Raw genomic sequence first — 20,790 nt, 5'->3', positions numbered from 1 at the left:
CTCACAGGTGGTGGTTCTTCTCGCGCTGTTCTATGAACTTATTATTGTCCTATTTTGTGTCAGTAAAGTTGACTTCTGCCACCTGTGAGGTTTTGCCGCCAAGATGCCGGACGCCGCGCGCCCTACAGCCCCGCCCGGTACCAGGCGACGGCGATCTGCGTGCGGTCGCGCAGGCCCAGCTTGGAGAGGATCCGGGACACGGCGCGCTTGGCGCTGGCGGGCTGGATGACCAGGCGCTCGGCGATCTCGGCGTTGGAGAGGCCGTCGGCCACGAGCGAGCAGATCTCCCGTTCGTGGCCCGTGAGCTGGCGGAAGGCCCGGCGCAGGCGCTCGCGCTCGGAGCCGGGGACGACCCTGGGGACGTCGCGCTCGAGGACCGCCCGCGTGACGCGCGGGGTGAGGACGGCGTCGCCCTCCGCGACGGCATGGACCGCGTCGACGAGCTCGCGGGAGCGGACGTCCTTGAGAAGGAACCCGGAGGCGCCTGCCTCGAGGCCGCCGAAGGCGTAGTCGTCCTCGTCGTAGGTGGTGAGGATGAGGACGCGCACCGCCGGGTGCCGCTCGCAGATGAGCGCGCAGGCGTCGATGCCGTCCATGACGGGCATCCGCACGTCCATGAGGACGACGTCGGGAAGCGCACGGCCCGCCGTCGCAGCGCGGTCCACGGCGTCCACCGCCTGGCGCCCGTTCTCCGCCTGGCCCCAGAGGTGCAGCGTCGGGTCGCGCCGCAGCATGAGCGAGAAGCCCAGGCGGGTCTCCGCCTGGTCGTCGACAAGCATCACCTCAACGGTCCTCATCGCGGACTCCCTCTCCCGCCGTCTTTGGCAGCGTGGCCCGTACGCACCAGCCGCCGCCCTCGCCCGTCTCTGCCGAGAAGGACCCGCCGGCCGCCTCCACCTCGGCGCGCAGGCGCGCGAGGCCGGTCCCGTCCGAGGCTGCGAGCGCGCCGTCCTTCTCGCCCGCCCGGCCGTTGTCGCGCACGCTCACGGCGCAGCTCCCGTCCGCGCGATGGTCCCAGGAGACCGTGAGGCGCGTGGCCCCGCGCGCGTGACGCAGCGCGTTGGTCACGGCCTCGCGGGTGACAGAGAAGGCGAGCGCGGCCTGCCGGGGGTCCTGCGGGCGCGCGCCGGTCTCCGTGAGCGCGACCGCGAGGCCGGCCGCGCGAGCGTGCTCGAGCACGGGGCGGACGTCGTCCCACGAGGGCGTCTCCCCGAGCGGGGGCTCGGAGCCCTCGCCGTGCAGGGCCGAGAGCCGCCTGACGGCGCGGCGCGTGTCGGCAAGCCCCTCGCGGGCGAGCTCGTTGATGCGTGCAATTGCGTCGTCCGTAACCGCGTCCCCCGTGGCGCCGGCAAGCCCCTCGGAGAGCGCGATGATGGCCGTAAGGTCGTGGCCCACCGAGTCGTGCAGCTCGGCGGCGATGCGGCTGCGGGCCTCGGCCTCGTCGCGCTCGCGCGTCGCCCGCTCGCGCGCCGCCCGCTCCTCCTCGAGCTCGCGCGCCGCCCGGCGACGTGCCCACAGCGCGCGGGACGCGAGCGCGGCGGCGACCACGGCGAGCGTCCACTCGAGGTGCACGAGGGCGAGGGCCTCATCGCCCGAAAGATGGGCGGGCGCCCAGAACGCGGCGAGCACGGCGAGCGTGGCAGCCACCGCCCGCGCCCCGTCCGCCCGCGCGACCACCCCGTAGAGCAGGACCAGGAGCGGCACGCCCGTGTAGGCCCCCTCGTCGACGCGCGCGCACGCCGCCGCGCAGGCGCACGCCACGAGCGTCGCGCCGAGCGGGCGGCGCCGCCGGAGAAAGACGCACGCGAGGATCGCGGCGACGCACCACACGAGCAGCCACACGGACGCGGGGTCGTAGTCGGCGGGCAGGAAGGAGACGTACCGGGTGAGGAAGACCGCCTCGAAGACCACGCAGGCCACGGGCGCCACGAGGCGCGCCTGGGGACGCTCGCCCCAGGCGGCGGCGCGCTCCCGTATGCGACCCCACTCCGTCATGCCCCGCGCTCCCCGCTCTTCTCAGCTTGGCCTACCACGACGACGTACACTCCTCTAGGGCGCGACAGCGGTCGCGGAACACCGGCTCGAACAGGGTGAGCTCCGCGTCGCGACAGCCGTTCCTCCTCGCAGTCTCACGCCATGAGCGCATCGCCCCGAGCACCTCCGCGACGATGCGCCGTGCTGCGACGCGACTGACCCCGCACACGGCGGCAAAGTCGAGAAGGCCGCTCGTCTCGCCTGCTCCGCTCTCTCCAAATATTGATGTCACGCGAGCACGCGAGAGCTCTGGAGAGGGGCTGACGTCAAAGAGCGGCGCAAGCCGCCAACCACCCGCGCCGCGCAGGAACCCGATGTTTCTGAGATGGTCGTCGGTGTTATGCAGCGCTATCGACAGCACGACGCGTCGGAACAGGCCCTCGAGCTCACGCTCCGGCTCCGCGACAAGAATGGCCGTCGCCTCGGCAAGCTCGGCATAGTCCCGCTGCTCGCCGTCCTGCGCGCGCACGACCGTCATGCCGCTCAGGTAGGGCACGCGGGCGCCGTCGATCCTTGACCCCAGCCGGTCGAATCTCCCGATCACGAGAACGCCCTGTCGTCCCAGGCGAACCACGCGAGCCGCAGGGACCGGAATGCCCGCCGCCCGCGCAAGGTCGATGGCCGTCTTCTCCCAGGCCATGACGTCCCACTCGTCCCCGGGATGCGGAAACTTCGCCAGGAGCAGCTTGCCCTCGTCAAGGACCGAAGCCTTGGGGCGCGCGCCGCCAAGCGAGCCGGACCCCGCATCGAGCAGCTCCTTGACCTGGTCGACGCTCTCCTCTCCCCTTGCCACCTCAGTGCTGGCAGACAGCATTCGCTTGAGCTCGACCATGGGCGGCACCTCTCCCAAGGGAGAGAGAAAGACCCCCGAAGCCGGGTCCCGATACCGAAGGGCCCCCTCGCGCGTCTGGTCATGCACGCCGAGGAGATAGTCCATCTCATCGAGCGTCCGAAGCGGACCGGACCCCACCGCAGCGCGCTGACGTCGGGCGATAAGATGCCGTCCCCACCGGTCGGGCGACGAGTCGCGCAGAGCACCGGGGAGCCCGACCACATGATGCGCCGCCGAGTCCAGTGGGAGGCACGGGTCTATTGCGAACGCACGCGGATTGGAGAGGTACGCGTCGTCATAGGTGAACAGCGTGGAGAGCGCTCCGTGCCGAACGCTGCGCCGACAACGACCGACCAGCACCTCGTCAGCTGTGCCGCCATCAAACGAAGAGAGGTAGACGTCCACCGCAGGAATCATCGCCTGCTCCTGATGCGCTGAGGGATTGCCGTGTCGGCACGCGCGCGACCCAGGTCGGTCTCGTAGGGGTCGGTGGCCGCGGATATCGCATCGAGAATCCCAACGGCACGGCAGACGTTGAGGAAGGTCGCAAAGCTCACCGTGGGATCCCCGTTCTCCAGCCGCGATACCGTCGAGCGTGACACGGCGGCGCGCTCCGCGACCTGCTGAGACGAGAGACCATAGAGGCGCCGCCACGTCGAGAGGTTCTCGCCGATGCGCCGGGCGGCGAGCCTGGTGGCCATGGGAACGGGACGCTTCATTATCATCCTTACGTATGAGATAGGCGACGTTATTTAGATATCGTAGCATTTCCCATACGTTATCGTGATGCGAAGTCACTTCGTCGCCACGACGTCCCGGCGCGCGAGCCACCGGCACGCCCACGCGATGGCGAGCGCGGCGTAGACGACCGAGAGGACCACGATCTGGGCGACGCCGGCGGCGGACAGGTCGACCTGCGTGTTCGAGTTCATGCCGGTCTGGATCAGGGAGTAGGGCCAGACGTTGCCCCAGCCCACCATGGTGGCGACGAGGCCCGACACGCCGCCGGCGAGCGCGACGCCCACCGGCGCGGCGAAGTTGCGCACGACCATGGAGACGGCGAGCTGGACCGCCACGATGACGAGCGACCCCAGGATCCCGAGCGTGACGTACTCCGCGACCTGTGCCGCCGGAAACGCCCCGGGAACGCCGAGCGCGATGCCGCTGCCCACGTAGAACACCAGTATCGACGCGAAGGCGAGAAGCGACATGAGCGCGCCCACGCAGAACTTGGCGAGCACGAGGTCGCGCAGCGGCACCGGCTGCACCATGAACTCGTTCCAGTTGGAGCCCAGGTGCTCCTGGCGCCAGAGGAAGGAGCACCCCACGCCGAGCAGCGCCGGCAGGAAGAAGTAGCAGACGAAGAGCGTCTGCTGGGTCCAGAGGTTCGCCCAGCCGGGCGTGATGACCCCGAGGTTCATCAGGTAGTTGGCGCAGCCGATGAGCGCGGAGGCGCCGGGAAGCGCCACGAAGGCCACCCAGACCGGCGCGCGGCGGAGCTTGACCAGCTCCGCGCGGATGCAGGAGACGAGCATGCTAGAGCTCCCTTCTCATGAAGGCCCGAAGCGACAGCGCGAACGCGGCGACGGTGACGAGGACGATGACGGCGAAGTAGCCCACCGGCCAGGCGACGCTGCCAAAGGTCGCCACCCCGGCGGCGGCGTCGTAGGACATGCTCACGGTGGACATGAGGGCGAAGTAGGAGCTCGGCACGAGGACCGAGAAGGCCGGCGGCAGGTACATCGAGAAGAGCCCCAGAAACGACAGCGCCACGCCCATGACGAGCGGCACGAACTGGTTGGCGATGAAGAGGCAGAGGCACTCCACGACCGTCGTCACGAAGAGGCACGCGGAAAGCGTGGAGACCCAGAGCACGAAGCACTCGCCCGCCGGGACGGCGCCAAAGCCGAGGGAGCCACCGATGAGCGAGGCGGCCACGACCTCGGCCGTCACCACGACGGCCATCACGAGAGAGCAGGTGAGCCACTTCGCGCAGAAGAGGTCCTCCGCGCGCTCCATCGTGAGGAGCTCCTTCCACATGTTCGCACGGTTCTCCACGTCGCAGACCGTCGAGGCCACCACGGCGGACAGAAGCGGGAGGAAGATCGCGTTGACGACCGGCAGGCTGTAGAGCAGCGCGCGGTAGTCAGTCGTGTGCTCGACCTGGCGCGACGACTGGTAGCCAAACCACAGCAGGAGCACGCCGAGCATGGCGGCGCAGATGAGCCAGAGGTGCTTGCGCCGGCTCTTCCCGAACTCGAGCAGGACCTGGCGCACCATGCCCGGCCTCGGCGCGGCGGCGAGTGCCGCGTTCTTCTCGCCCGTCATAGCGTCTCCTCCATCCCGGTGAGCCTGAGGAAGATGTCCTCGAGCGAGTCCTCGTGCTCCTCCATGCGCACCACGCCCACGCCGCGACTGGCGAGGCCCAGGCTGACCCGCGCCGCCGCAGCGTCGTCCACCGCGCGCAGGCGCAGGTAGGAGGCATCGTCCGGGTCCACCTGCGCGCCGGGCAGCAGCTGGCGCGCCCGCGCGTTGTCCGTGGTGCGCAGGGCGATCCAGCGCCGCCCGCGCGCGTGAAGCTCCGCGAGCGGTCCCTGCCACACCATCTGGCCCCTGCGGATGATCCCCACGTGGTCGGCCATCTGGTCGATCTCGGAGAGCAGGTGGCTGGAGACGACGACCGTCATGTCGAACATGCGCGGGAGCTCGCGCACGAGGGCGCGGATCTCGTGGATGCCCGAGGGGTCGAGGCCGTTGGTGGGCTCGTCGAGCAGGAGCAGCGGCGGGCGGCCCATGAGCGCGGCGGCGATGCCGAGACGCTGCTTCATGCCGAGCGAGAAGTTCCCCACGCGCTTGCGCCTGAGCGACGGGTCGTCCAGGCGGACGATCCTCAGCACCTCGTCGATCTCCGAGGCGGGCAGGCCGCGCAGCTGGCGCACGATCTCCAGGTTCTCGCGCGCGGTGAGGTGCGGGTAGCAGCTCGGGCTCTCGATGAGCGAGCCCACGCGGCGCAGCACCTCGAGGCGGTTTGCCGGCGTCATGGGCGTGCCCAGGACCGTGGCCGAGCCCTCCGTGGGGTGCACGAGGCCCAGCAGCATCTTCATCGTGGTCGACTTGCCGGCCCCGTTGGGGCCCAGAAAGCCGTAGACCGCGCGCTCGGGCACGGCCAGGCTCACGCGGTCGACCACGCACGCGTCCCCGTAGCGCTTGGTGAGGCCCGCCGTGGTGACGGCCATGCCTCCCCGCGTCGCAGCGTCCATCTCTCTCCCTTCGTCGCGTTTCTCGGTACGCAGGCAGTCTTGCCGACCGCGCGGGCGAGGACGGGGTCGCCGGGGAGGCTGACACCCTGGGGTGACAACCTTTGCGGGAGAAAAACCTCACAGGTGGTGGTTCTTCTCGCGATGTTCTATGAACTTATTATAGGTTTTCTTTGTATCAGTAAAGTTGACTTCTGACACCTGTGAGGTTTTCCGAGGCGGCGCCCCCACGGAGCTTCTCGCCTTGCGAAATCGTAAGGAACATCGATGGCTGCTGACGCCCCGGCGGGGAACAATAGGGGCGCAAGAGCAGGCGAGAAGAACGGACGACATGAACCTCATCAGGCGCTTCCTTGCGGGCTACACGGAGAACTTCCTGCTGGCGCTGGTCCTGTGGCCGATGGCCTCCCTCGCGCTCACGCTGCCGATCCTGGCCTGGGTCTACCACCGCGACGGGCGGCTGCGCTTTGGCACGGTCGTCTCCACCTACCTCGCGGTGCTCTACGTGCTGGGCCTGGGCTGCTTCACGCTCTGGCCGCTGCCGAGCGGGGACGCCGGCCCCGGCATCACCTACGGGATCCCCTGGCAGCTGGACCCGCTGGCCTTCGTGGGGGACTTCGCGCGCGAGGGCGTGAGCACGCTGCCGCAGATCGCCTTCAACGTGGTGCTCTTCATGCCGCTGGGATTCATCGCGGGGCGCCTTCTGCGCTGGGGGTTCTGGCGCTCCGTGGTCGTGGGGCTGCTGGCGTCGCTGGCCATCGAGGTCGCGCAGGGCACGGGGCTCTTTGGCGTCTACCCGTACGCGTACCGCACGGCGGACGTGGACGACCTCATCTACAACACCTCGGGCGCGGCGCTCGGCTGGGGCTGCGCGGCACTGCTCGCCCGCGTGCTGCCGCCGGGCGCGCTCGCTGAGGAGGGCGAGGTCACGCACGAGCCGGGCTTCGTGCGGCGCTGCGTGGCGCTCTGGCTGGACACGCTGCTCGTCACGCTCGTCTCGCTCGTGGCGGGTGGGGCGCTCGCGCTGGCGCTGGGGCTCGTCGGCGCCCCCGAGGGCGTGCGCTCCCAGCTCACGGACGTGGTTCTGTACGCGGCGTTCGTCTGGGTCGAGCTCGTGGTCCCCTGGCGGCACGGCGGCTCCACGCCGGGCGGCGCCTTCGTGCGGATGAGCTGCGAGACCAGGGAGCGCACGGGCGGCCGGCGCGCGGCGTTCTACGTGCTGCGCGCCCTCGTGCTGGGCGGCGCGTACTTCTTTTTCCCGCTGGCGTGGCCTGCGCTCGCGCTCTTCTACCTGGTGGCCCGGCAGATGCCGTACGACCTGGTCTAGCGCGCGGGGTCCGCCGTCCTTCTCGCCCGCGCGTTTCAAAACCTCACAGGTGGTGGAACTTATAGTGATGCTATTATCGCTGTCGTTTATCTTTTACTCGCATTAGCGAGAAAACTCACACCACCTGTGAGGTTTTGAAGCCGAGAAGGACCCAGCGGCAGCAAGCGGCGAGCGTCAGCGCGCGAGGTCCGCGAGGGCGTCGCCGGCCACGCGGTAGACGGTCCAGTCGCTCATGGGCTCGGCGCCCATCGCGAGGTAGAAGTCGATGCTCGGGCGGTTCCAGTCCAGGCACCACCACTCCAGCCGGCCGCACCCGCGCTCGACGGCGATCCGCGCGAGCCGCCTGAGCAGCGCCTTGCCGTAGCCGCGCCCGCGACACTCGGGCCGCACGTAGAGGTCCTCCAGGTAGAGGCCCGCCCGGCCGAGGAAGGTCGAGAAGTTGTGGAAGAAGAGCGCAAAGCCCACCTCGCGCCCGTCCTCCAGCGCAAAGATCACCTCGGCGGCGCGCCGGTCGAAGAGCCACTCCTCGAGCGTGGCCTCGTCCGCCACCACCTCGTCGAGCATGCCCTCGTAGTCCGCGAGCTCGCGGATGAACGTGAGGATGAGCGGCACGTCCGCGCGCTCGGCCTCTCTGAACCGGGGATTGTCACTCACCGCTGGCCTCCTGACGTTACGAAGGGACCGTCCCTTTGTAACACGCCGGCCACAGCGTTGTCCCACACTGGTCCGGAGCACCGAGAGCCAACGCGGGAGGGGACGCATGGACACACGCGGGCGAGAAGAACGCGGGCGAGAAGAGCTGCTGCACCGGGCCATGCTCGACATGATCGAGTTCGACTGCGGGGACGCGCGACGCATCCAGCACTTCCTCAAGGTCCACAGCCTCGCGCGCACCATCGGGCGGGAGGAGGGCCTCACGGACCCCGAGCTGCTCGCGCTCGAGGCGGCGGCCATCGTGCACGACATCGGGATCCACCCGGCGGAGGAGAAGTACGGGCGCTGCGACGGCCGTCTCCAGGAGCAGGAGGGCCCGGCGCCCGCCCGCGCGCTGCTCGCCCGCGCCGGCCTCCCCGAAACGACGTGCGAGCGCGCGGCGTGGCTCGTGGGGCACCACCACAGCTACGCGCACATCGAGAAGCCCGACCACCAGATACTCGTCGAGGCGGACTTCCTCGTGAACCTCTACGAGGACGGTGCCGGCGAGCGCGCAATCCGGGCCGCCCGGGAGCGCGTCTTTCGCACCCGGACCGGCATCGCGCTGCTGGACGCGATGTTCGGCTGCTAATTGGCTGCTGACTGGGGACGGGACCCCGTCCGAGCAGCGCGAGCACGAAGCGTCGCCCTACGCGAGGCGGCGCTCCAGGAGGCCGCCGAGCGCGGTGAGCGCGACCACGAGCGCGTAGTAGATGAGCGCCGCAACGACGAGCGGCTCGAAGGAGCGGTAGGTCATGGCCTGCGCCGTGGTGGCCGCCTTGAGCGTGTCCGCGACGCCGATCGTGGAGACGAGCGCCGAGCCCTTGAGCAGCGTGATCGCCTCGTTCACGAGGGCGGGCGCCGCCGAGCGCAGGGCCTCGGGCACCATGACGTAGCGCATCGTCTGCACGAACGTCATGCCCAACGAGCGCGCCGCGTCGTACTGGCCCCGGTCCACGCCCTGGATGCACCCGCGCAGGACCTCGGAGACGTTGGCGGCGCCCGCCAGGCCGAACGTAGCCACCCCCGCCTGGAGCGGCGTGATCGCCCAGCCCGTGAGCTGCGGCGTGGCAAAGTACACGAGGAAGAGCAGCACCATGAGCGGGATGCCGCGCGCGAGCGACGTGTAGAGCCTGAGCGCCCACGAAAGCGGGCGGCAGCGCACGAGCTTGAGCGGCGCGAGCACGGCGCCGAGCGCGAGGGCCACCAGGAGCGAGAGGCCCGTGAACTGGAGCGTCACCACCAGGCCGTCGCGAAACATCCCCGCGTAGGGGGCTATGAGGTCGAACCGCACGTCCTTCTCGCCGCCCGCTAGTCGCCGTAGGAGAAGTCGGGGCCCACCCAGGTGTGGATGAAGCCCTCGAGAGTGCCGTCGGCCTTCATGTCGTCGAGCGCCCCGTCGAAGGCGGGGATGAAGGGCGCGCCCTTCCAGCCCATGATGCGGTAGGCGCCCACGTAGTCGCTCGTCTCGTCGTCGGGCAGGAGCGTGCAGACCAGGCCGGGGTTGGCCTCGGCCATGGAGCCGCCCTCGGCGCCGTCGCACACGTAGGCGTCCACGCGGCCGGCCACGACCTCCTGCATGGCCTGGTCGGCGGTGTCGTAGGTGGAGATCTGGGCGTTCGGGCAGAGCTCGGTGAGCATCTGGTTCTGGACCGTGCCCGTCATGCAGGAGAGGTGGTGCCCGTCGAGCGCGGCCACGTCCGCGAGCTCGGCGCCCTCCTTGGTGAGCACGCCCACGCGCGGCTGGTAGTAGCCCTGCGTGAAGTCGAAGGTCTCCTCGCGCTCCGGGTTTGACGCGAGGGCCATGGAGAAGTCCGCCTGCTTGTTCTGGATGGCGGGCAGCGTGCCGGTGAAGGACATGGGCTTGAACTCGTAGGTGAAGCCGAGGCGGGAGGCCAGCTCGTCGGCCACCGCGATGTCGAGGCCCACCGTCGTGCTGCTGCCGTCGTCCGCGGTCTCGACGTAGCGATAGGGCTTGAAGTTGTTGTCCCCGATGAAGGTGAAGTGCAAGCCGGCGACGTCCTCGGGGGCGCCCTCGGCCGGGGCGTCCGCAGGCGGCTCCGAGGAGCACCCGGCGAGCGCGAGCGCGCCCGCGCCCATGGCGAGAAGCCCGAGGAAGGATGACCTGCTGATCGATGTCGACGACATGCGCTCGCCCTCTCTGCGTGAACCGATGAGCCCGCTGAACGTGCGTTCCTGCGTCACCCTAGCGCGCCGCGCGCGCCCTCATGCGGCTCGAACGAAGCGGAAACACGGCCGACACCTTCCGAAACGCCCCGTCGGCGTCCCGTAACGAGGCAACCCTACGCTGATGTGCGGGCCCCTGTCCCCTCAAACCCTGCAGGGGCCCACCCCAGACTGCAAGCGGGAAACCGGCGAAGCGGAGGATTGACCGTGGAGAGGACCGAGGCAGCGGAGCTGGCGGCGAGCCTCGTCGGCCGCCGGGACGTCATCAACCGGGAGCTCGCCCGCAACGGCGTCCGCTTTGGGATCTACCGCGACGGGGAGTACCACGACCGCCTCTTCCCCTACGACCACATCCCGCGCGTCATAGAGTCCGACGAGTTCGACCTGCTCGAGACGGGCCTCAAGCAGCGCGTGGCCGCCCTCAACGCGTTTTTGCGCGACGTCTACTCGGACAAGCGCATCGTGCATGACGGCGTGATCCCGGAGGAGTTCGTCTACAGCTCGACCGGCTACCTGCCGCAGGTCAACGGCATGACGCCGCCAGCGGGCATCTACGCCCACGTGGCCGGGGAGGACCTCGTCCAGGGCGAGGACGGGCGCTGGTGGGTCCTGGAGGACAACCTGCGCATCCCCTCGGGCGCGAGCTATCCGCTCTTTGACATCGGGCTCTTCACGGGAGCCGGCGTGAGCCAGACCCAGTGGGTCAACGCCGCCGTCCACGAGGTCGGGCTCTAGCTGCGGCTGCGACGCGCTCAGGACCGGGCGGCCGAGAAGAACGTGGCGTCGGCGGCTCGGTACGGGCGCAGGCGCGCGGAGTCCACGGTCGTGTGCGCGTGGGCGGGGACGTCGCGCCACTTCACCGTGTGGCCGGCGCCGTGGCTGCAGAAGACGGAGTCGGGCGTGTTGGGGAGGTCGGCCTCGGGGTCGTAGGCCGCGGTGGCGATGACCTCGTCGGCGTTGTGGCACGGCCGGTAGCCGGCGAGCTCGAGCGAGATGCGGCCGCGACCGCCCGTGTAGCGCGCGACCTCGAGCGCGTACTCCCCCACCTCGGAGGCGGGCACCTCGCCCGCGATGCGCGCCGTCTCGCCGGACGCGACCGGCGCGCCGAACTCCGCCGCCATGCGCGTGAGGTCCGTGAGTGCGCGGCCCACGCGGTCGGCCGGCACCGTGAGGCGGAAGCGGTACCACGGCTCCAGGAGCACGCACTCCCCGCGCTCGCGCGCGCCCATGAGGGCCTGGCGGACGGCACGGTAGGTGGCCTGGCGGAAGTCGCCGCCCTCGGTGTGCTTGGCGTGCGCGCGACCGGCGAGCAGTGTTATCCGCACGTCGGAGAGCGGCGCGCCGGTGAGCACGCCCCGGTGGTCGCGCTCCATGGCGTTCGTGAGGATGAGGCGCTGCCAGTTGAGGTCCAACTCGTCCGTGGAGCAGCGCGTACCGAACTCCACGCCGGATCCGCGCGGCAGCGGCTCTAGAAGCAGGCGCACCTCCGCGTAATGGCGCAGCGGCTCGAAGTGCCCCACACCCTCGGCGGGCGCGGTCACGGTCTCCTTGTAGAGGATGCCGCCGGGGCCGAAGGTCACGTTGAAGCCGTAGCGCTTGCGCAAGAGGGCCGCGACCACGTCCTGCTGGACCTCGCCCATGAGCTGGACATGGGCCTCCTGCAGCTCCTCCTCCCAGGTGACGCCGAGCATCGGGTCCTCGTCCGCGAGCTCGCGCAGGGCCCGCACGAGGGCGCTCGCGTCCGCTCCGGACTCGGGAATGACCTGGTAGGACAGCACGGGCGCGAGCGCCGCGCGCACCCCCTCGGGCTCCGCGCCGAGGGCACTGCCGGGGATGACATGGGTGAGCCCGGCGACGGCACAGACCCGCCCGGCCGGGACCTCCGCCACGGTCTCAAAGCTTGCGCCCTGGTAGAGCCGCACCTCGTTGATCTTCTCGGCCCAGGGCTCGCCATGACGGTCCACGCCCGCGAGCGGCATCTTCGCGCGGAGCGTGCCGCCCGTGACCTTCACCCACGCAAGGCGCTCGCCCCGCGCGCCGCGGCTCACGCGGTAGACGCGCGCCGCAAACTCGTCCGGCCAGGAGCGCTCGGCGAGCAGGGCGGTGAGGCCGTCGAGCAGCTCGCGCACGCCGTCGTCCCGCAGCGCCGCACCAAAGAAGACCGGGAAGAGGGCACGCCCCGCCACCAGGCGACGCAGCGCCTCCGCCGAGAGCGCGCCCGTCTCCAGGTACTCCTCGAGCGCGGCCTCGTCCGTCGCGGCGGCGGCGTCCTCCACGGCGGCCGCGTCACCGGCGAGCAGCGCCGCCGCGTCCACGCAGCCCGGCGAGAGCCGCGACGCCAGCTCGGCCAGAAGTTCTTCTCGCCCGGGGTTTTCCAGATCGCACTTGTTCACAAAGACATATGTGGGCACGCCGTGGCGCGCGAGTAGGTCCCAGAGGGTCTCCGTGTGGCCCTGCACGCCGTCGTTGGCGCCCACCACCAGGATTGCCGCGTCCAGCGCGGCGATCGTGCGCTCGGCCTCGGCGGAGAAGTCCACGTGACCGGGCGCGTCCACGAGCATGAGGTGGGCGCCCGCCCAGTCGAGCGCCGCCGTGGCAGAGAAGATCGTGATGCCGCGCTCGCGCTCCATGGCATCCGTGTCCAGATGGGAGCTGCCGCTGTCCACGCGACCGGGCGTGCGGACGGCGCCCGCTGCGGCGAGCAGCGCCTCCGCGAGCGTGGTCTTGCCCGCGTCGACGTGCGCCAGAAGCCCCACGACCGCCTGCCTCATCTGCCCGACCTCCTCGACAAATTGACCCCGCAGCATCATAGCCTGACCGCGACGAGACGCGCCCGCCCCGCGCTACTTGAACCGCAGCCAGCCGTGGTGCCAGAAGAACGCCACCTCGGCAGCAACGATCGCCACGCACGCCACGATCACCGCGGCGTAGCCCCACGGCGCGTCGAAGAGCGCCATGTGCGGGAAGTTCATGCCGTACCAGCCGGTGACGAAGGTGAGCGGCATCGCGATGGTGGCCACCACCGTGAGCCACTGCATGACGCTGTTCTGACGCAGGTCGATGGACTCCTGGTAGAGGCCGTGCACCTGGAGGCTGTAGTCCTGCAGGGACTCCAGGCGGTTGGAGAGCCGGCCGAGCAGCCGCGCGAGCGAGCGCAGGCGGGCGCGGTCCAGCGGCGCCACGAGGCCGGTCTCGTCCTCGGCGAGCTCGCCCGCGAGATCGGACATCCCCTGGTAGAAGGTGTCGAGCCCGAGCATGCGCCGGGTGTCGGACATCATCTTTCCCCGGTCCGGGCGCTCGCGGCCCTCGAGCAGCTGCTCCTCGAGGCACTCGAAGTCGTCGCGCATGCGGGAGAGGCGCGCCGGGTGGTCGCGCAGGAGCTCGCGCAGGAGCGCGCAGAGGGCGCCGGCCGGCCCCTCGACGGGCTGCCGGTCCTCCACGGCGTGACCGAGCGCCGTTGCGCAGAGGTCGCCGTCGTCAACGAGCAGCAGCTCGTCGGGGCTGAGGACAAAGCCGAAGCGCCTCCGTCCGCTCGCGGTGACCACGAGCCCCGCCGCACCGGAGGCCGTGCGCTCCAGGAAGGGCATCGCCGCGTGCTCCAGCTGGGAGAGAACCTCGCGCTGCGCGTGGGAGAGCTGCCGGGAGGACGCCTCCTCGCCCCGCAGGAGCACCGCGACGGGCGCGCCGTCCTTCTCGCCGCTCTTCTCGCCCGTCGCAAGGTGGCCGTTCTCGATGTGCCATGCTCGCGCCATGTCTGGCCTCCCGCCTCGACGCCCCATCTGCCATTCCTTGGCTCGCATGATAGCGCCCCTCGCGGCGGCGCGCGGCGCGACTTGACCCACGGGGCGCGCCGCGGCATACTGGCGGCGTCGGCCGAGCGGGGAATGGGCCTCGCAGCGCGGGTGGCGCCGCCGTCGGACCGGCAGGAAGCAAGGGAGCCGTGCGCATCCGCTAGACATCCTCAGCAAAGCAACCCCTGATGGCGAGAAGGACGCCCGCCCGGCGCCTCGCCAGAGAAGAGATGTCTATGCAACTGATGCTCTCCGGCGTGCGCTACGCCTACCCTGCGGCCCGCGAGGCCGTCCTCGACAACGTGACCATCACCTTCCCCGTCGGCTGGACCGCGCTTCTGGGCGACAACGGCTGTGGCAAGACCACGCTCGCGCGCGTGGCCTGCGGGCTTCTTGTTCCGGACGCGGGCTCGGTCACGCGCGGCCTCGTCTGCGCCTACGTGGCCCAGGACGCCGACGAGCCGCCCGAGGGGCTCACCGACTTTGCCCTGGACTACGGTCGCGAGGCCCGCGAGCTGCGCGAGGCCTTCCGCATAGCCGACGACATGCCCTGGCGCTTTGACGAGCTCTCCTTCGGCGAGCGCAAGAAGCTGCAGGTGGCAGTGGCCCTCTGGGGCCGGCCGGACGTGCTCGTGGCAGACGAGCCCACCAACCACCTGGACGCGGACGCCCGCGAGGAGCTGGGTGCGGCACTCGCGCGCTTCCGCGGCATCGGGATCCTCGTGAGCCACGACCGCGACCTCGTGGACCTGCTCGCCAGTCGCTGCGCGTCCTTCGAGCCGGGCGGCATCGTCGTGCGGCCGGGCGGCTACGGCGCCGCGCACGACCAGGCGGAGCTCGAGCGCTCGACGGTCGCGGCGGAGCGCACGGCCGCAAAGAAGGAGCTCGCGCGGCTGGTAGCCGAGAAGGACGCGCGGGCCCATGAGGCGGCGCGCGCCGACGCGCGGCGCAGCAAGCGCGGCCTGGACCCGCGCGACCGCGACGCGCGCGGCAAGATCGACCTCGCGATCTTCACCGGCAAGGACGGGCAGGCGGGGCGACTCTCCTCACAGATGGACGCGCGGGTGGCAGCCGCTCAGGAGCGCCTGGCCGCCGCGCGGGTGTCCAAGCGCTACGACGGAGACCTCTGGGTGGACGCTGAGCCCTCGCGCCGGCGCACCGTGCTGCACGTGCCCGCCACCACCATCCCCTGCGGGCCGGAGGGTACGCTCCAAATTCCCGAGCTCTGGGTGGGGAGCCGCGAGCACGTGGGCGTCGTCGGCCCCAACGGCGCCGGCAAGTCCACGCTCCTCGTGCACCTGCGCGCCCTGCTCGCCAGGGCGGCGGAGGCCGGACAGGGCGTGGAGGTGCTGGACATCCCGCAGGAGCTCCCGGCTGAGGAGCGCGGGACCGTGGTGGCACGCGTGACGGCCTTCGCGCCGGCAGAGCGCGGGCGCGTCCTCTCTACGGTGGCGCAGCTCAACTCCGACCCGGACCGCATCCTCGAGGGTGGACGCACGAGCCCCGGCGAGCTCCGCAAGCTGCTGCTGGCCGAGGGCATCCTGCGCCGTCCGCAACTCATCGTCATGGACGAGCCCACCAACCACCTGGACCTGCACTCCACCGAGGCGCTCGAGCGAGCGCTCGCCGCCTACCCCGGTGCGCTCGTGCTGGTGAGCCACGACCAGCGGTTCCTCTCTGCCTGCACGAGCCGCACCTGGGAGGTCCGCGACGGCCGCGTGCGCGAACGGGACTGACCCCGAGACATCATGGTCGGCGCCCGGGATCTTCCCCCATCGATGCCCGCAAGACGCGCGCTCGTTCGCCCGAGGCGCCCAGGAGGGCGGGCTGTGTCACTTTGAGCGAGATCTGTGTGACCTTACTCCGGCTCATTTGATATCGGAGCGCTCGCTCTCTGAGAAAGCCCAGATAACAAGTCTGGTTTTTTATGTTAAGCGCTCGGCATCTGGCAGCGACCCACTCAAACCTCGCTCAAAGTGACACAGCCCTCGCCGTAGATTGCCTTTGGGCCAGAGACTGCGCCGGACAGTCCCTGTGCCTCGGCGTCGGCGCCCCCGGCCCACGTGGGAGAGCTGCCAGAAGAACGCCACTTCAGAGCGTAAGAGGACCGCGCCCGCCAAGTCCGCGAAGCATGAGGCCCTAGCGAATGACGCCCTTCCAGAGCAGGAAGCTGTAGAGCGCGACGAGCGCCACCCCACCGAGAAGGGCCACGAGCAGCGCCACGACCGCCACCGCTTCCGGCAGCGCGGACGCGAGCGCCCCCACGGCGAGCATCGCCACGCCCATGACCACGAAGACCGGCCCCGCAAAGCGATGCGTGCGCCGCCAGTTCTCAGGGTCGGCGAGCGCCCACGGTACGCGAACGCCGAAGGTGTAGTTGGGCTCGATGCGCGGCATCACGAGACCGAGGCCCGCGAATAGCAGACCCAGGAAGCCGAGCACGATGACGTTGACGAGCGGTCCGCCCTCCGTGGGAAGGACGCCAAGCGCCGAGAGCGGCGTAAGCCAGCTCATCGTCACCATAAAGACCGTGAACGCTACGGAGAATCCCTGGTAGACTCCCTTGAAGCGGTTGAAGCTCGCACCGCGCGGGTCGAGGCGCGGAACCAGGAAGAGCAACGCGAGCACCAGGATCGGCATGAGCGCGCCCATGAACACCGTTGAGCCCTTGTCGTCCCAGCCGTCCGCCGCGCCGCTCGTTCCCCAGTGCGTGGGCACGGTGTCCGGCATCGCCGGGAGCGCCCAGAGGACGTAGGCCGCCGCGCTCGCCGCGCACAGGACGGCGAGCGTCGCCCACAGGATCTTGTCGCGCGTCGTGTAGTCCAGGCCGGACATAGCAGCCTCCCTGACGAACCCAACCGTTGCGCGAAGGTATACCCCTTTCGAGGGAGGTTAGCAACGGCGGCCGCCGCAAACGTAAGGGCTCGGTACGGGTTCCGCCGGCCGGCGCCTTCGCCGCATACACTGGCGAGAATAACGTCCTTCTCGCCAAGGGAGGCCTTCATGGATGCCGTCGTCGTATTCTGCTCGCAGACCGGGTCCGCCGAGACGTACGCGCGCTGGCTCGCGGATGAGCTCGGGTGCGTCGCCGCGCCCTTGGGACGCCTTGACGGGACGGCGGGACCTGCCGACCTCGTGGTGCTCTGCAGCTGGTTCCACGCCGCGTCGCTCAGGGGAGCCAAGAGGTTCCGCGCCTACATGGCCGCCCATCCCGAGAAGCGCTACGCCGTCGTGGCGGTGGGGGCCACGCCCATGCCGTGCGAGACGTGGCCCGCCAGCGAGCACGAGGAGGCCTTCCGCCATTCCTTCCCCGCAGACGCCTACCCGGACCTCCCCTGGGCCTACTGCCAGGGCGACTTCCACCTCGAGCGGCTGGGCGCGGCCGACCGGATCATGATGCGTCTCTACTTCAAGATGCTCGAGGGCGAGGCACGCGGGGGCAGCGAGCGCTCGGCGACGGCCCTCGCCCAGATGCGCGCGGGCTACGACGGCTGCGAGCGCGCATACCTGGAGCCGTTGCTCGCCGAGCTGCGCGGACGCGGCTGGGCGTAGGCCTCCCGGGCGCTCGGGGCGTCGCTCGGATAAGATGGTGGCGCCGAAGAGCCGAGAGACTGAGGAGACGTCATGGACCTTGTGATGGAGCGCGACCGCATTCAGTACCTGGACGACAACTGGAACGTGCTGGCCGAGGTGACCTTCCCCGTGGTGGAGCCCGGCATCGTTGAGATCAACCACACCTTCGTGGACGAGAGCCTGCGTGGGCAGGGCGTCGCGGGCCAGCTTCTGGGTCGTGCCGTAGCGAGCATCGCCGCGAGCGGCTACTACGCGCGTCCCACGTGCTCCTACGCCGTCAGCTGGTTTGAGAAGCACCCCGAGCACGCCGGTCTTCTCGCCTAGCTGCGCTTCTCGCCGCCCTCCGGCAGCCAGCGGCGACGCAGAATCCGGTTGAGCCCGTCTGTCAGGACGGGCATGCTGCATGCTGCGACGATGATGGCGGAGAGGCCTAGGACAATGAGGGTGCCCCAGAGCGGGTCGAGAAGAACTGCCTGCTCGTAGAGGGGCGTCCGGAACGTGAGCCATGCGCGGATGAGCCGGTGCCCCACGTAGATGCCCAGCGTGCGCACGCCGAGCACGGTGAGCCAGCTACGACGCGACGGGATGAGCCGCAGCACCGCGGCAGAGAAGACGAGCGCGATCGCGGCTGCCACCGTTTTGCCAAGAAGGTCGAGCGGCAGTGCGCGATAGGGGTTGTCGCCGTAGACCATCTGGAAGAACCAGTCGTAAGCGCGTGCGTCCAGCACGCGCGCGAGGGCGATGGCCGCAGCGAGGACCACGGCCGCGGCGAGCGTCGCGCGGACGGGACGCGAGCGGCTCTCCTTGAAGGCGACGACCCGTTCGACGGGGCAGTAGAGACCAGCGGCAAACCACGGCAGAAACGCGAGCGAGCGGCTGATCGCCAGAAGGCCGTCGGAGAGGTCGACGAGGCCGCTCGCGTACGAGAGCGCCAGGGAGAGTGCCATGCCCCGCCTCCAGCCAAGGCGCAAGAGCATCGGCGCCGCAGCGTACCAGTACGCCATCGCGAGCAGGTACCACGGGGCGGACGTGAACTGCAGAAAGCGTCCCGGCGTGAGGCTGGCCCCGTTGATCAGCATGAGCGCAAGCTGGTAGAGCGTGGCGAGAAGGGCAAACGAAAGGATGCGGTTTGGGTTAACCCCCCCCCGTTCGTTTTTGGCGTGTTTGGCGAAGAGGCCCGAGACAAAGACGAACAGCGGCATGTGGAAGAGGTAGATGACGTCGAAAAGGCAGCTTATGGCCGGGTTGTCGTTGTGGACGGGATGCGCCACGTGCCCCACCACCACGAGGATGATGAGCAGTCCCTTGATGTTGTCGAAGAGCGCGATGCGCCCCGCGCCTGCCTGGGTCTGATGTCGCATGACGCTCCCGTGGCTCCGGGTCTCGTCCCGTTCAGCAAAACATCAGAATTCTAGCGCCGTGACCAAAAATCCCGACTTGCGCGCGCAAATTCTTAACTGGTTTCGCGCGTAAGTCGGAAATTATGTCCAAACGTGCCTAAATCGAGGGCTTTTCCTGAGTTACGCGCGCACCGCACGTCCCTTCAGCGCGCGTAACTCGGGATTTGTGTCACGAAAGATGCGCCCGGCGCTGGCACAGGCAAGGCGCTACTACAGCTCAGCCCCGTTGGTCTCGATCACATGCCGGTACCAGGCAAAGCTGTCCTTGGGAATACGGGCGAGCGAGCGGATGTCCTCCTCGCCGCGGTCCACGTAGACGAAGCCGTAGCGCTTGCCGTAGCCCTGGTGCGTGCTCACGAGGTCCATGAAGCTCCACGGGCAGTAGCCGATGAGGTTCACACCGTCGGTCAGCGCAAGCTGGGCCTGCTCGAAGTGGCGGCGCAGATAGTCGATGCGATACGGGTCGTGCACGTGGCCGTCAGGCGTGAGCTCGTCGCGCGCGCCGAGGCCGTTCTCGGTGACGAGGATCGGCAGGCCGTAGCGGCTCGCCACGCGGCGCAGCGTGGTGCGCAGGCCGATCGGGTCGATGATCCAGCCGTATTCCGTGGCGGTGAGGTGCTCGTTGGTGGCGCTGCGGTAGACGCCCTCCTCGCCTAGCATGACCTGCTGGTCGCCGGCACGAGGCGCGCAGTCGGTTCCGTCGTTGCGCGCGGCGGCGACCGTCGCCGTGGCATAGTAGTTCACGCCCAGGTAGTCCGGCCTGGCGGCGGCGAGCAGCTCCGCGTCGCCGGGGGCGAATTCCGGCGCCACGCCCTTCTCAACCATATACGCCCAAGCGATGGGGTTGTAGCGACCAAAGCACGCCACGTCGAGGTAGTTCCAACAGCGGATGGACTCCCAGTTGTCAGCCGCCACCACGTCCGCCGGGTCGCACGTGGCAGGATAGATGGCCGTGATGTTGGGCGCGGGACCGATCTTGGCGTCCGGCCACATCTGGTGAAGCAGCAGCGTGGCCTTGGCGCTTGCCACAAACATGTTGTGGCTCTGCTGGTAGAGGTTCTTCTTCTCCGGAAGCACACCCATCGCGGCGGGGTACATCGCGTTGGGGTGGATCACCATGACGTTCTGCTCGTTAATGGTGAGCCAGTACTTCACGCGGTCTCCGTAGCGCTCGAAGATCAGACGTGCGTAGCGCTTGAAGGCGTCGATGGCCTCGCGGTTGGCCCAGCCCCCGCGCTCGTGCACCGCGAGCGGCAGGTCAAAGTGAAACATCGTGGCCACCGGCGTGATGCCGTGCACCGTGAGGGCGTCGATCAGGCGGTCGTAGAACGCGAGTCCCGCCTCGTTGGGCTCGCCAAAGCCATCTGGAACCACGCGCGACCAGCTGATGGAGAAGCGATACGCCTTGAGGCCGAGCTTGGCCATCAGCGCCACGTCCTCCTCCACGTGATGGTAGTGGTCGCTCGCGACCTTGAAGTCCGTGACGCCGGCGGGCGGCTCGTGGAGGTCCTGCAGGCTCATGCCCTTGCCGTCCTCGTCCCACGCGCCCTCGACCTGGTAGGCGGAGGTGGAGGCGCCCCAGAGAAAGCCCTCGGGGAACGGCTTGAGGTCCTTGTAGAACATGGTTGCTCCTTTTTCTTTGGCGAGAAGAACGGGATGGGATGTGGAAAAGGGACTGTCCCTTTTCCACATCCCG

Annotated in this window: 21 protein-coding genes; 6 read left to right on the top strand and 15 right to left on the bottom strand. The window is 69.6% G+C overall.

Going from position 1 to position 20,790, the window contains the following annotated elements; all coding sequences use genetic code 11:
* Positions 1-122: 122 nt before the first annotated feature.
* From H6A07_RS03865 to H6A07_RS03835, 7 genes are all read right to left on the bottom strand, one after another.
* A complete protein-coding gene (locus tag H6A07_RS03865; RefSeq protein WP_204813614.1) occupies positions 123-797 on the bottom strand; it encodes a response regulator in 675 nt (224 codons plus the stop codon).
* Positions 784-1,995 (bottom strand): sensor histidine kinase, encoded by a 1,212-nt coding sequence (locus tag H6A07_RS03860; protein WP_204813613.1) that lies wholly within the window; start codon positions 1,993-1,995, stop codon positions 784-786. Before H6A07_RS03860 ends, H6A07_RS03865 begins: the two co-directional genes overlap by 14 nt.
* Positions 1,996-2,026: 31 nt before the next feature.
* The gene (locus H6A07_RS03855) at positions 2,027-3,283 is read right to left on the bottom strand and encodes a type II toxin-antitoxin system HipA family toxin (RefSeq protein ID WP_204813612.1); all 1,257 of its coding nucleotides are present in this window, start codon (positions 3,281-3,283) and stop codon (positions 2,027-2,029) included.
* Complete coding sequence (locus H6A07_RS03850) at positions 3,280-3,585, bottom strand: helix-turn-helix transcriptional regulator (RefSeq protein ID WP_204813611.1); 306 nt, start codon at positions 3,583-3,585, stop codon at positions 3,280-3,282. Before H6A07_RS03850 ends, H6A07_RS03855 begins: the two co-directional genes overlap by 4 nt.
* A gap of 75 nt (positions 3,586-3,660) precedes the next feature.
* Entirely contained in the window at positions 3,661-4,401 is a 741-nt protein-coding gene (locus H6A07_RS03845; RefSeq protein WP_204813610.1) for an ABC transporter permease, read from the bottom strand.
* 1 nt (position 4,402) lies between these two features.
* Entirely contained in the window at positions 4,403-5,194 is a 792-nt protein-coding gene (locus H6A07_RS03840) for an ABC transporter permease (protein WP_204813609.1), read from the bottom strand.
* Positions 5,191-6,126: an ABC transporter ATP-binding protein gene (locus H6A07_RS03835; RefSeq protein ID WP_204813608.1), complete on the bottom strand. Its 936-nt coding sequence runs from the start codon at positions 6,124-6,126 to the stop codon at positions 5,191-5,193. Before H6A07_RS03835 ends, H6A07_RS03840 begins: the two co-directional genes overlap by 4 nt.
* Before the next feature lie 328 nt (positions 6,127-6,454).
* Here H6A07_RS03835 and H6A07_RS03830 point away from each other — a divergent pair, with 328 nt between their 5' ends.
* Positions 6,455-7,450 carry a VanZ family protein gene (locus tag H6A07_RS03830; protein ID WP_204813607.1) on the top strand — a complete coding sequence of 332 codons (996 nt, stop codon included), beginning with the start codon at positions 6,455-6,457 and terminating at the stop codon, positions 7,448-7,450.
* Positions 7,451-7,624: 174 nt separating this feature from the next.
* Here the strand turns inward: H6A07_RS03830 and H6A07_RS03825 are convergent, their stop codons facing one another.
* A complete protein-coding gene (locus H6A07_RS03825) occupies positions 7,625-8,104 on the bottom strand; it encodes a GNAT family N-acetyltransferase (RefSeq protein WP_342636552.1) in 480 nt (159 codons plus the stop codon).
* Positions 8,105-8,210: 106 nt separating this feature from the next.
* Between H6A07_RS03825 and H6A07_RS03820 the strand changes: the two genes are divergently transcribed.
* Entirely contained in the window at positions 8,211-8,735 is a 525-nt protein-coding gene (locus tag H6A07_RS03820; protein ID WP_204813605.1) for an HD domain-containing protein, read from the top strand.
* A gap of 57 nt (positions 8,736-8,792) precedes the next feature.
* Here H6A07_RS03820 and H6A07_RS03815 read toward each other — a convergent pair whose 3' ends face one another.
* Together H6A07_RS03815 and H6A07_RS03810 are read right to left on the bottom strand one after the other, a co-directional pair.
* Entirely contained in the window at positions 8,793-9,437 is a 645-nt protein-coding gene (locus H6A07_RS03815; protein ID WP_204813604.1) for an ABC transporter permease subunit, read from the bottom strand.
* Positions 9,438-9,454: 17 nt separating this feature from the next.
* Positions 9,455-10,291 (bottom strand): substrate-binding periplasmic protein, encoded by an 837-nt coding sequence (locus H6A07_RS03810; RefSeq protein ID WP_204813603.1) that lies wholly within the window; start codon positions 10,289-10,291, stop codon positions 9,455-9,457.
* Between the two features lie 246 nt (positions 10,292-10,537).
* Between H6A07_RS03810 and H6A07_RS03805 the strand changes: the two genes are divergently transcribed.
* A complete protein-coding gene (locus H6A07_RS03805; RefSeq protein WP_342636551.1) occupies positions 10,538-11,065 on the top strand; it encodes a circularly permuted type 2 ATP-grasp protein in 528 nt (175 codons plus the stop codon).
* Between the two features lie 17 nt (positions 11,066-11,082).
* On the opposite strand, the gene H6A07_RS03800 is transcribed toward H6A07_RS03805, so the two are convergent.
* Both H6A07_RS03800 and H6A07_RS03795 read right to left on the bottom strand, forming a co-directional pair.
* Positions 11,083-13,101 carry an elongation factor G gene (locus H6A07_RS03800; RefSeq protein ID WP_204813602.1) on the bottom strand — a complete coding sequence of 673 codons (2,019 nt, stop codon included), beginning with the start codon at positions 13,099-13,101 and terminating at the stop codon, positions 11,083-11,085.
* Between the two features lie 72 nt (positions 13,102-13,173).
* Complete coding sequence (locus tag H6A07_RS03795; RefSeq protein ID WP_204813601.1) at positions 13,174-14,082, bottom strand: CorA family divalent cation transporter; 909 nt, start codon at positions 14,080-14,082, stop codon at positions 13,174-13,176.
* A 275-nt stretch (positions 14,083-14,357) separates the two neighbouring features.
* On the opposite strand from H6A07_RS03795, the gene H6A07_RS03790 reads away from it, so the two are divergent.
* Positions 14,358-15,857, top strand: a complete 1,500-nt coding sequence (locus H6A07_RS03790) for an ATP-binding cassette domain-containing protein (RefSeq protein ID WP_204813600.1) — start codon at positions 14,358-14,360, stop codon at positions 15,855-15,857.
* A 403-nt stretch (positions 15,858-16,260) separates the two neighbouring features.
* On the opposite strand, the gene H6A07_RS03785 is transcribed toward H6A07_RS03790, so the two are convergent.
* Positions 16,261-16,956 (bottom strand): SdpI family protein, encoded by a 696-nt coding sequence (locus tag H6A07_RS03785; RefSeq protein WP_204813599.1) that lies wholly within the window; start codon positions 16,954-16,956, stop codon positions 16,261-16,263.
* Positions 16,957-17,124: 168 nt separating this feature from the next.
* On the opposite strand from H6A07_RS03785, the gene H6A07_RS03780 reads away from it, so the two are divergent.
* Both H6A07_RS03780 and H6A07_RS03775 read left to right on the top strand, forming a co-directional pair.
* Complete coding sequence (locus H6A07_RS03780; RefSeq protein ID WP_204813598.1) at positions 17,125-17,673, top strand: flavodoxin domain-containing protein; 549 nt, start codon at positions 17,125-17,127, stop codon at positions 17,671-17,673.
* A gap of 72 nt (positions 17,674-17,745) precedes the next feature.
* The gene (locus H6A07_RS03775; protein ID WP_204813597.1) at positions 17,746-18,018 is read left to right on the top strand and encodes a GNAT family N-acetyltransferase; all 273 of its coding nucleotides are present in this window, start codon (positions 17,746-17,748) and stop codon (positions 18,016-18,018) included.
* Here the strand turns inward: H6A07_RS03775 and H6A07_RS03770 are convergent.
* Positions 18,015-19,055 carry an acyltransferase family protein gene (locus tag H6A07_RS03770; protein ID WP_204813596.1) on the bottom strand — a complete coding sequence of 347 codons (1,041 nt, stop codon included), beginning with the start codon at positions 19,053-19,055 and terminating at the stop codon, positions 18,015-18,017. The genes H6A07_RS03775 and H6A07_RS03770 overlap by 4 nt on opposite strands.
* Positions 19,056-19,304: 249 nt before the next feature.
* Positions 19,305-20,717: a glycoside hydrolase family 1 protein gene (locus H6A07_RS03765; RefSeq protein WP_204813595.1), complete on the bottom strand. Its 1,413-nt coding sequence runs from the start codon at positions 20,715-20,717 to the stop codon at positions 19,305-19,307.
* Positions 20,718-20,790 lie beyond the last annotated feature (73 nt).

Origin of the sequence: Olsenella uli (genome assembly GCF_016899935.1) — a bacterium.
In the GTDB taxonomy this organism is placed as follows: Bacteria; Actinomycetota; Coriobacteriia; order Coriobacteriales; family Atopobiaceae; genus Thermophilibacter; species Thermophilibacter uli_B.
The sequence above is the reverse complement of the archived record's forward strand: the minus strand, read 5'-3'. Positions and strand labels throughout refer to the sequence as shown.

Coding starts and splice junctions, on each gene's coding strand:
- H6A07_RS03865 (WP_204813614.1), bottom strand. CDS start 797: ATGAGGACCGTTGAGGTGATGCTTGTCGACGACCAGGCGGAGACCCGC.
- H6A07_RS03860 (WP_204813613.1), bottom strand. CDS start 1,995: ATGACGGAGTGGGGTCGCATACGGGAGCGCGCCGCCGCCTGGGGCGAG.
- H6A07_RS03855 (WP_204813612.1), bottom strand. CDS start 3,283: ATGATTCCTGCGGTGGACGTCTACCTCTCTTCGTTTGATGGCGGCACA.
- H6A07_RS03850 (WP_204813611.1), bottom strand. CDS start 3,585: ATGAAGCGTCCCGTTCCCATGGCCACCAGGCTCGCCGCCCGGCGCATC.
- H6A07_RS03845 (WP_204813610.1), bottom strand. CDS start 4,401: ATGCTCGTCTCCTGCATCCGCGCGGAGCTGGTCAAGCTCCGCCGCGCG.
- H6A07_RS03840 (WP_204813609.1), bottom strand. CDS start 5,194: ATGACGGGCGAGAAGAACGCGGCACTCGCCGCCGCGCCGAGGCCGGGC.
- H6A07_RS03835 (WP_204813608.1), bottom strand. CDS start 6,126: ATGGACGCTGCGACGCGGGGAGGCATGGCCGTCACCACGGCGGGCCTC.
- H6A07_RS03830 (WP_204813607.1), top strand. CDS start 6,455: ATGAACCTCATCAGGCGCTTCCTTGCGGGCTACACGGAGAACTTCCTG.
- H6A07_RS03820 (WP_204813605.1), top strand. CDS start 8,211: ATGGACACACGCGGGCGAGAAGAACGCGGGCGAGAAGAGCTGCTGCAC.
- H6A07_RS03810 (WP_204813603.1), bottom strand. CDS start 10,291: ATGTCGTCGACATCGATCAGCAGGTCATCCTTCCTCGGGCTTCTCGCC.
- H6A07_RS03800 (WP_204813602.1), bottom strand. CDS start 13,101: ATGAGGCAGGCGGTCGTGGGGCTTCTGGCGCACGTCGACGCGGGCAAG.
- H6A07_RS03795 (WP_204813601.1), bottom strand. CDS start 14,082: ATGGCGCGAGCATGGCACATCGAGAACGGCCACCTTGCGACGGGCGAG.
- H6A07_RS03790 (WP_204813600.1), top strand. CDS start 14,358: ATGCAACTGATGCTCTCCGGCGTGCGCTACGCCTACCCTGCGGCCCGC.
- H6A07_RS03785 (WP_204813599.1), bottom strand. CDS start 16,956: ATGTCCGGCCTGGACTACACGACGCGCGACAAGATCCTGTGGGCGACG.
- H6A07_RS03780 (WP_204813598.1), top strand. CDS start 17,125: ATGGATGCCGTCGTCGTATTCTGCTCGCAGACCGGGTCCGCCGAGACG.
- H6A07_RS03775 (WP_204813597.1), top strand. CDS start 17,746: ATGGACCTTGTGATGGAGCGCGACCGCATTCAGTACCTGGACGACAAC.
- H6A07_RS03770 (WP_204813596.1), bottom strand. CDS start 19,055: ATGCGACATCAGACCCAGGCAGGCGCGGGGCGCATCGCGCTCTTCGAC.
- H6A07_RS03765 (WP_204813595.1), bottom strand. CDS start 20,717: ATGTTCTACAAGGACCTCAAGCCGTTCCCCGAGGGCTTTCTCTGGGGC.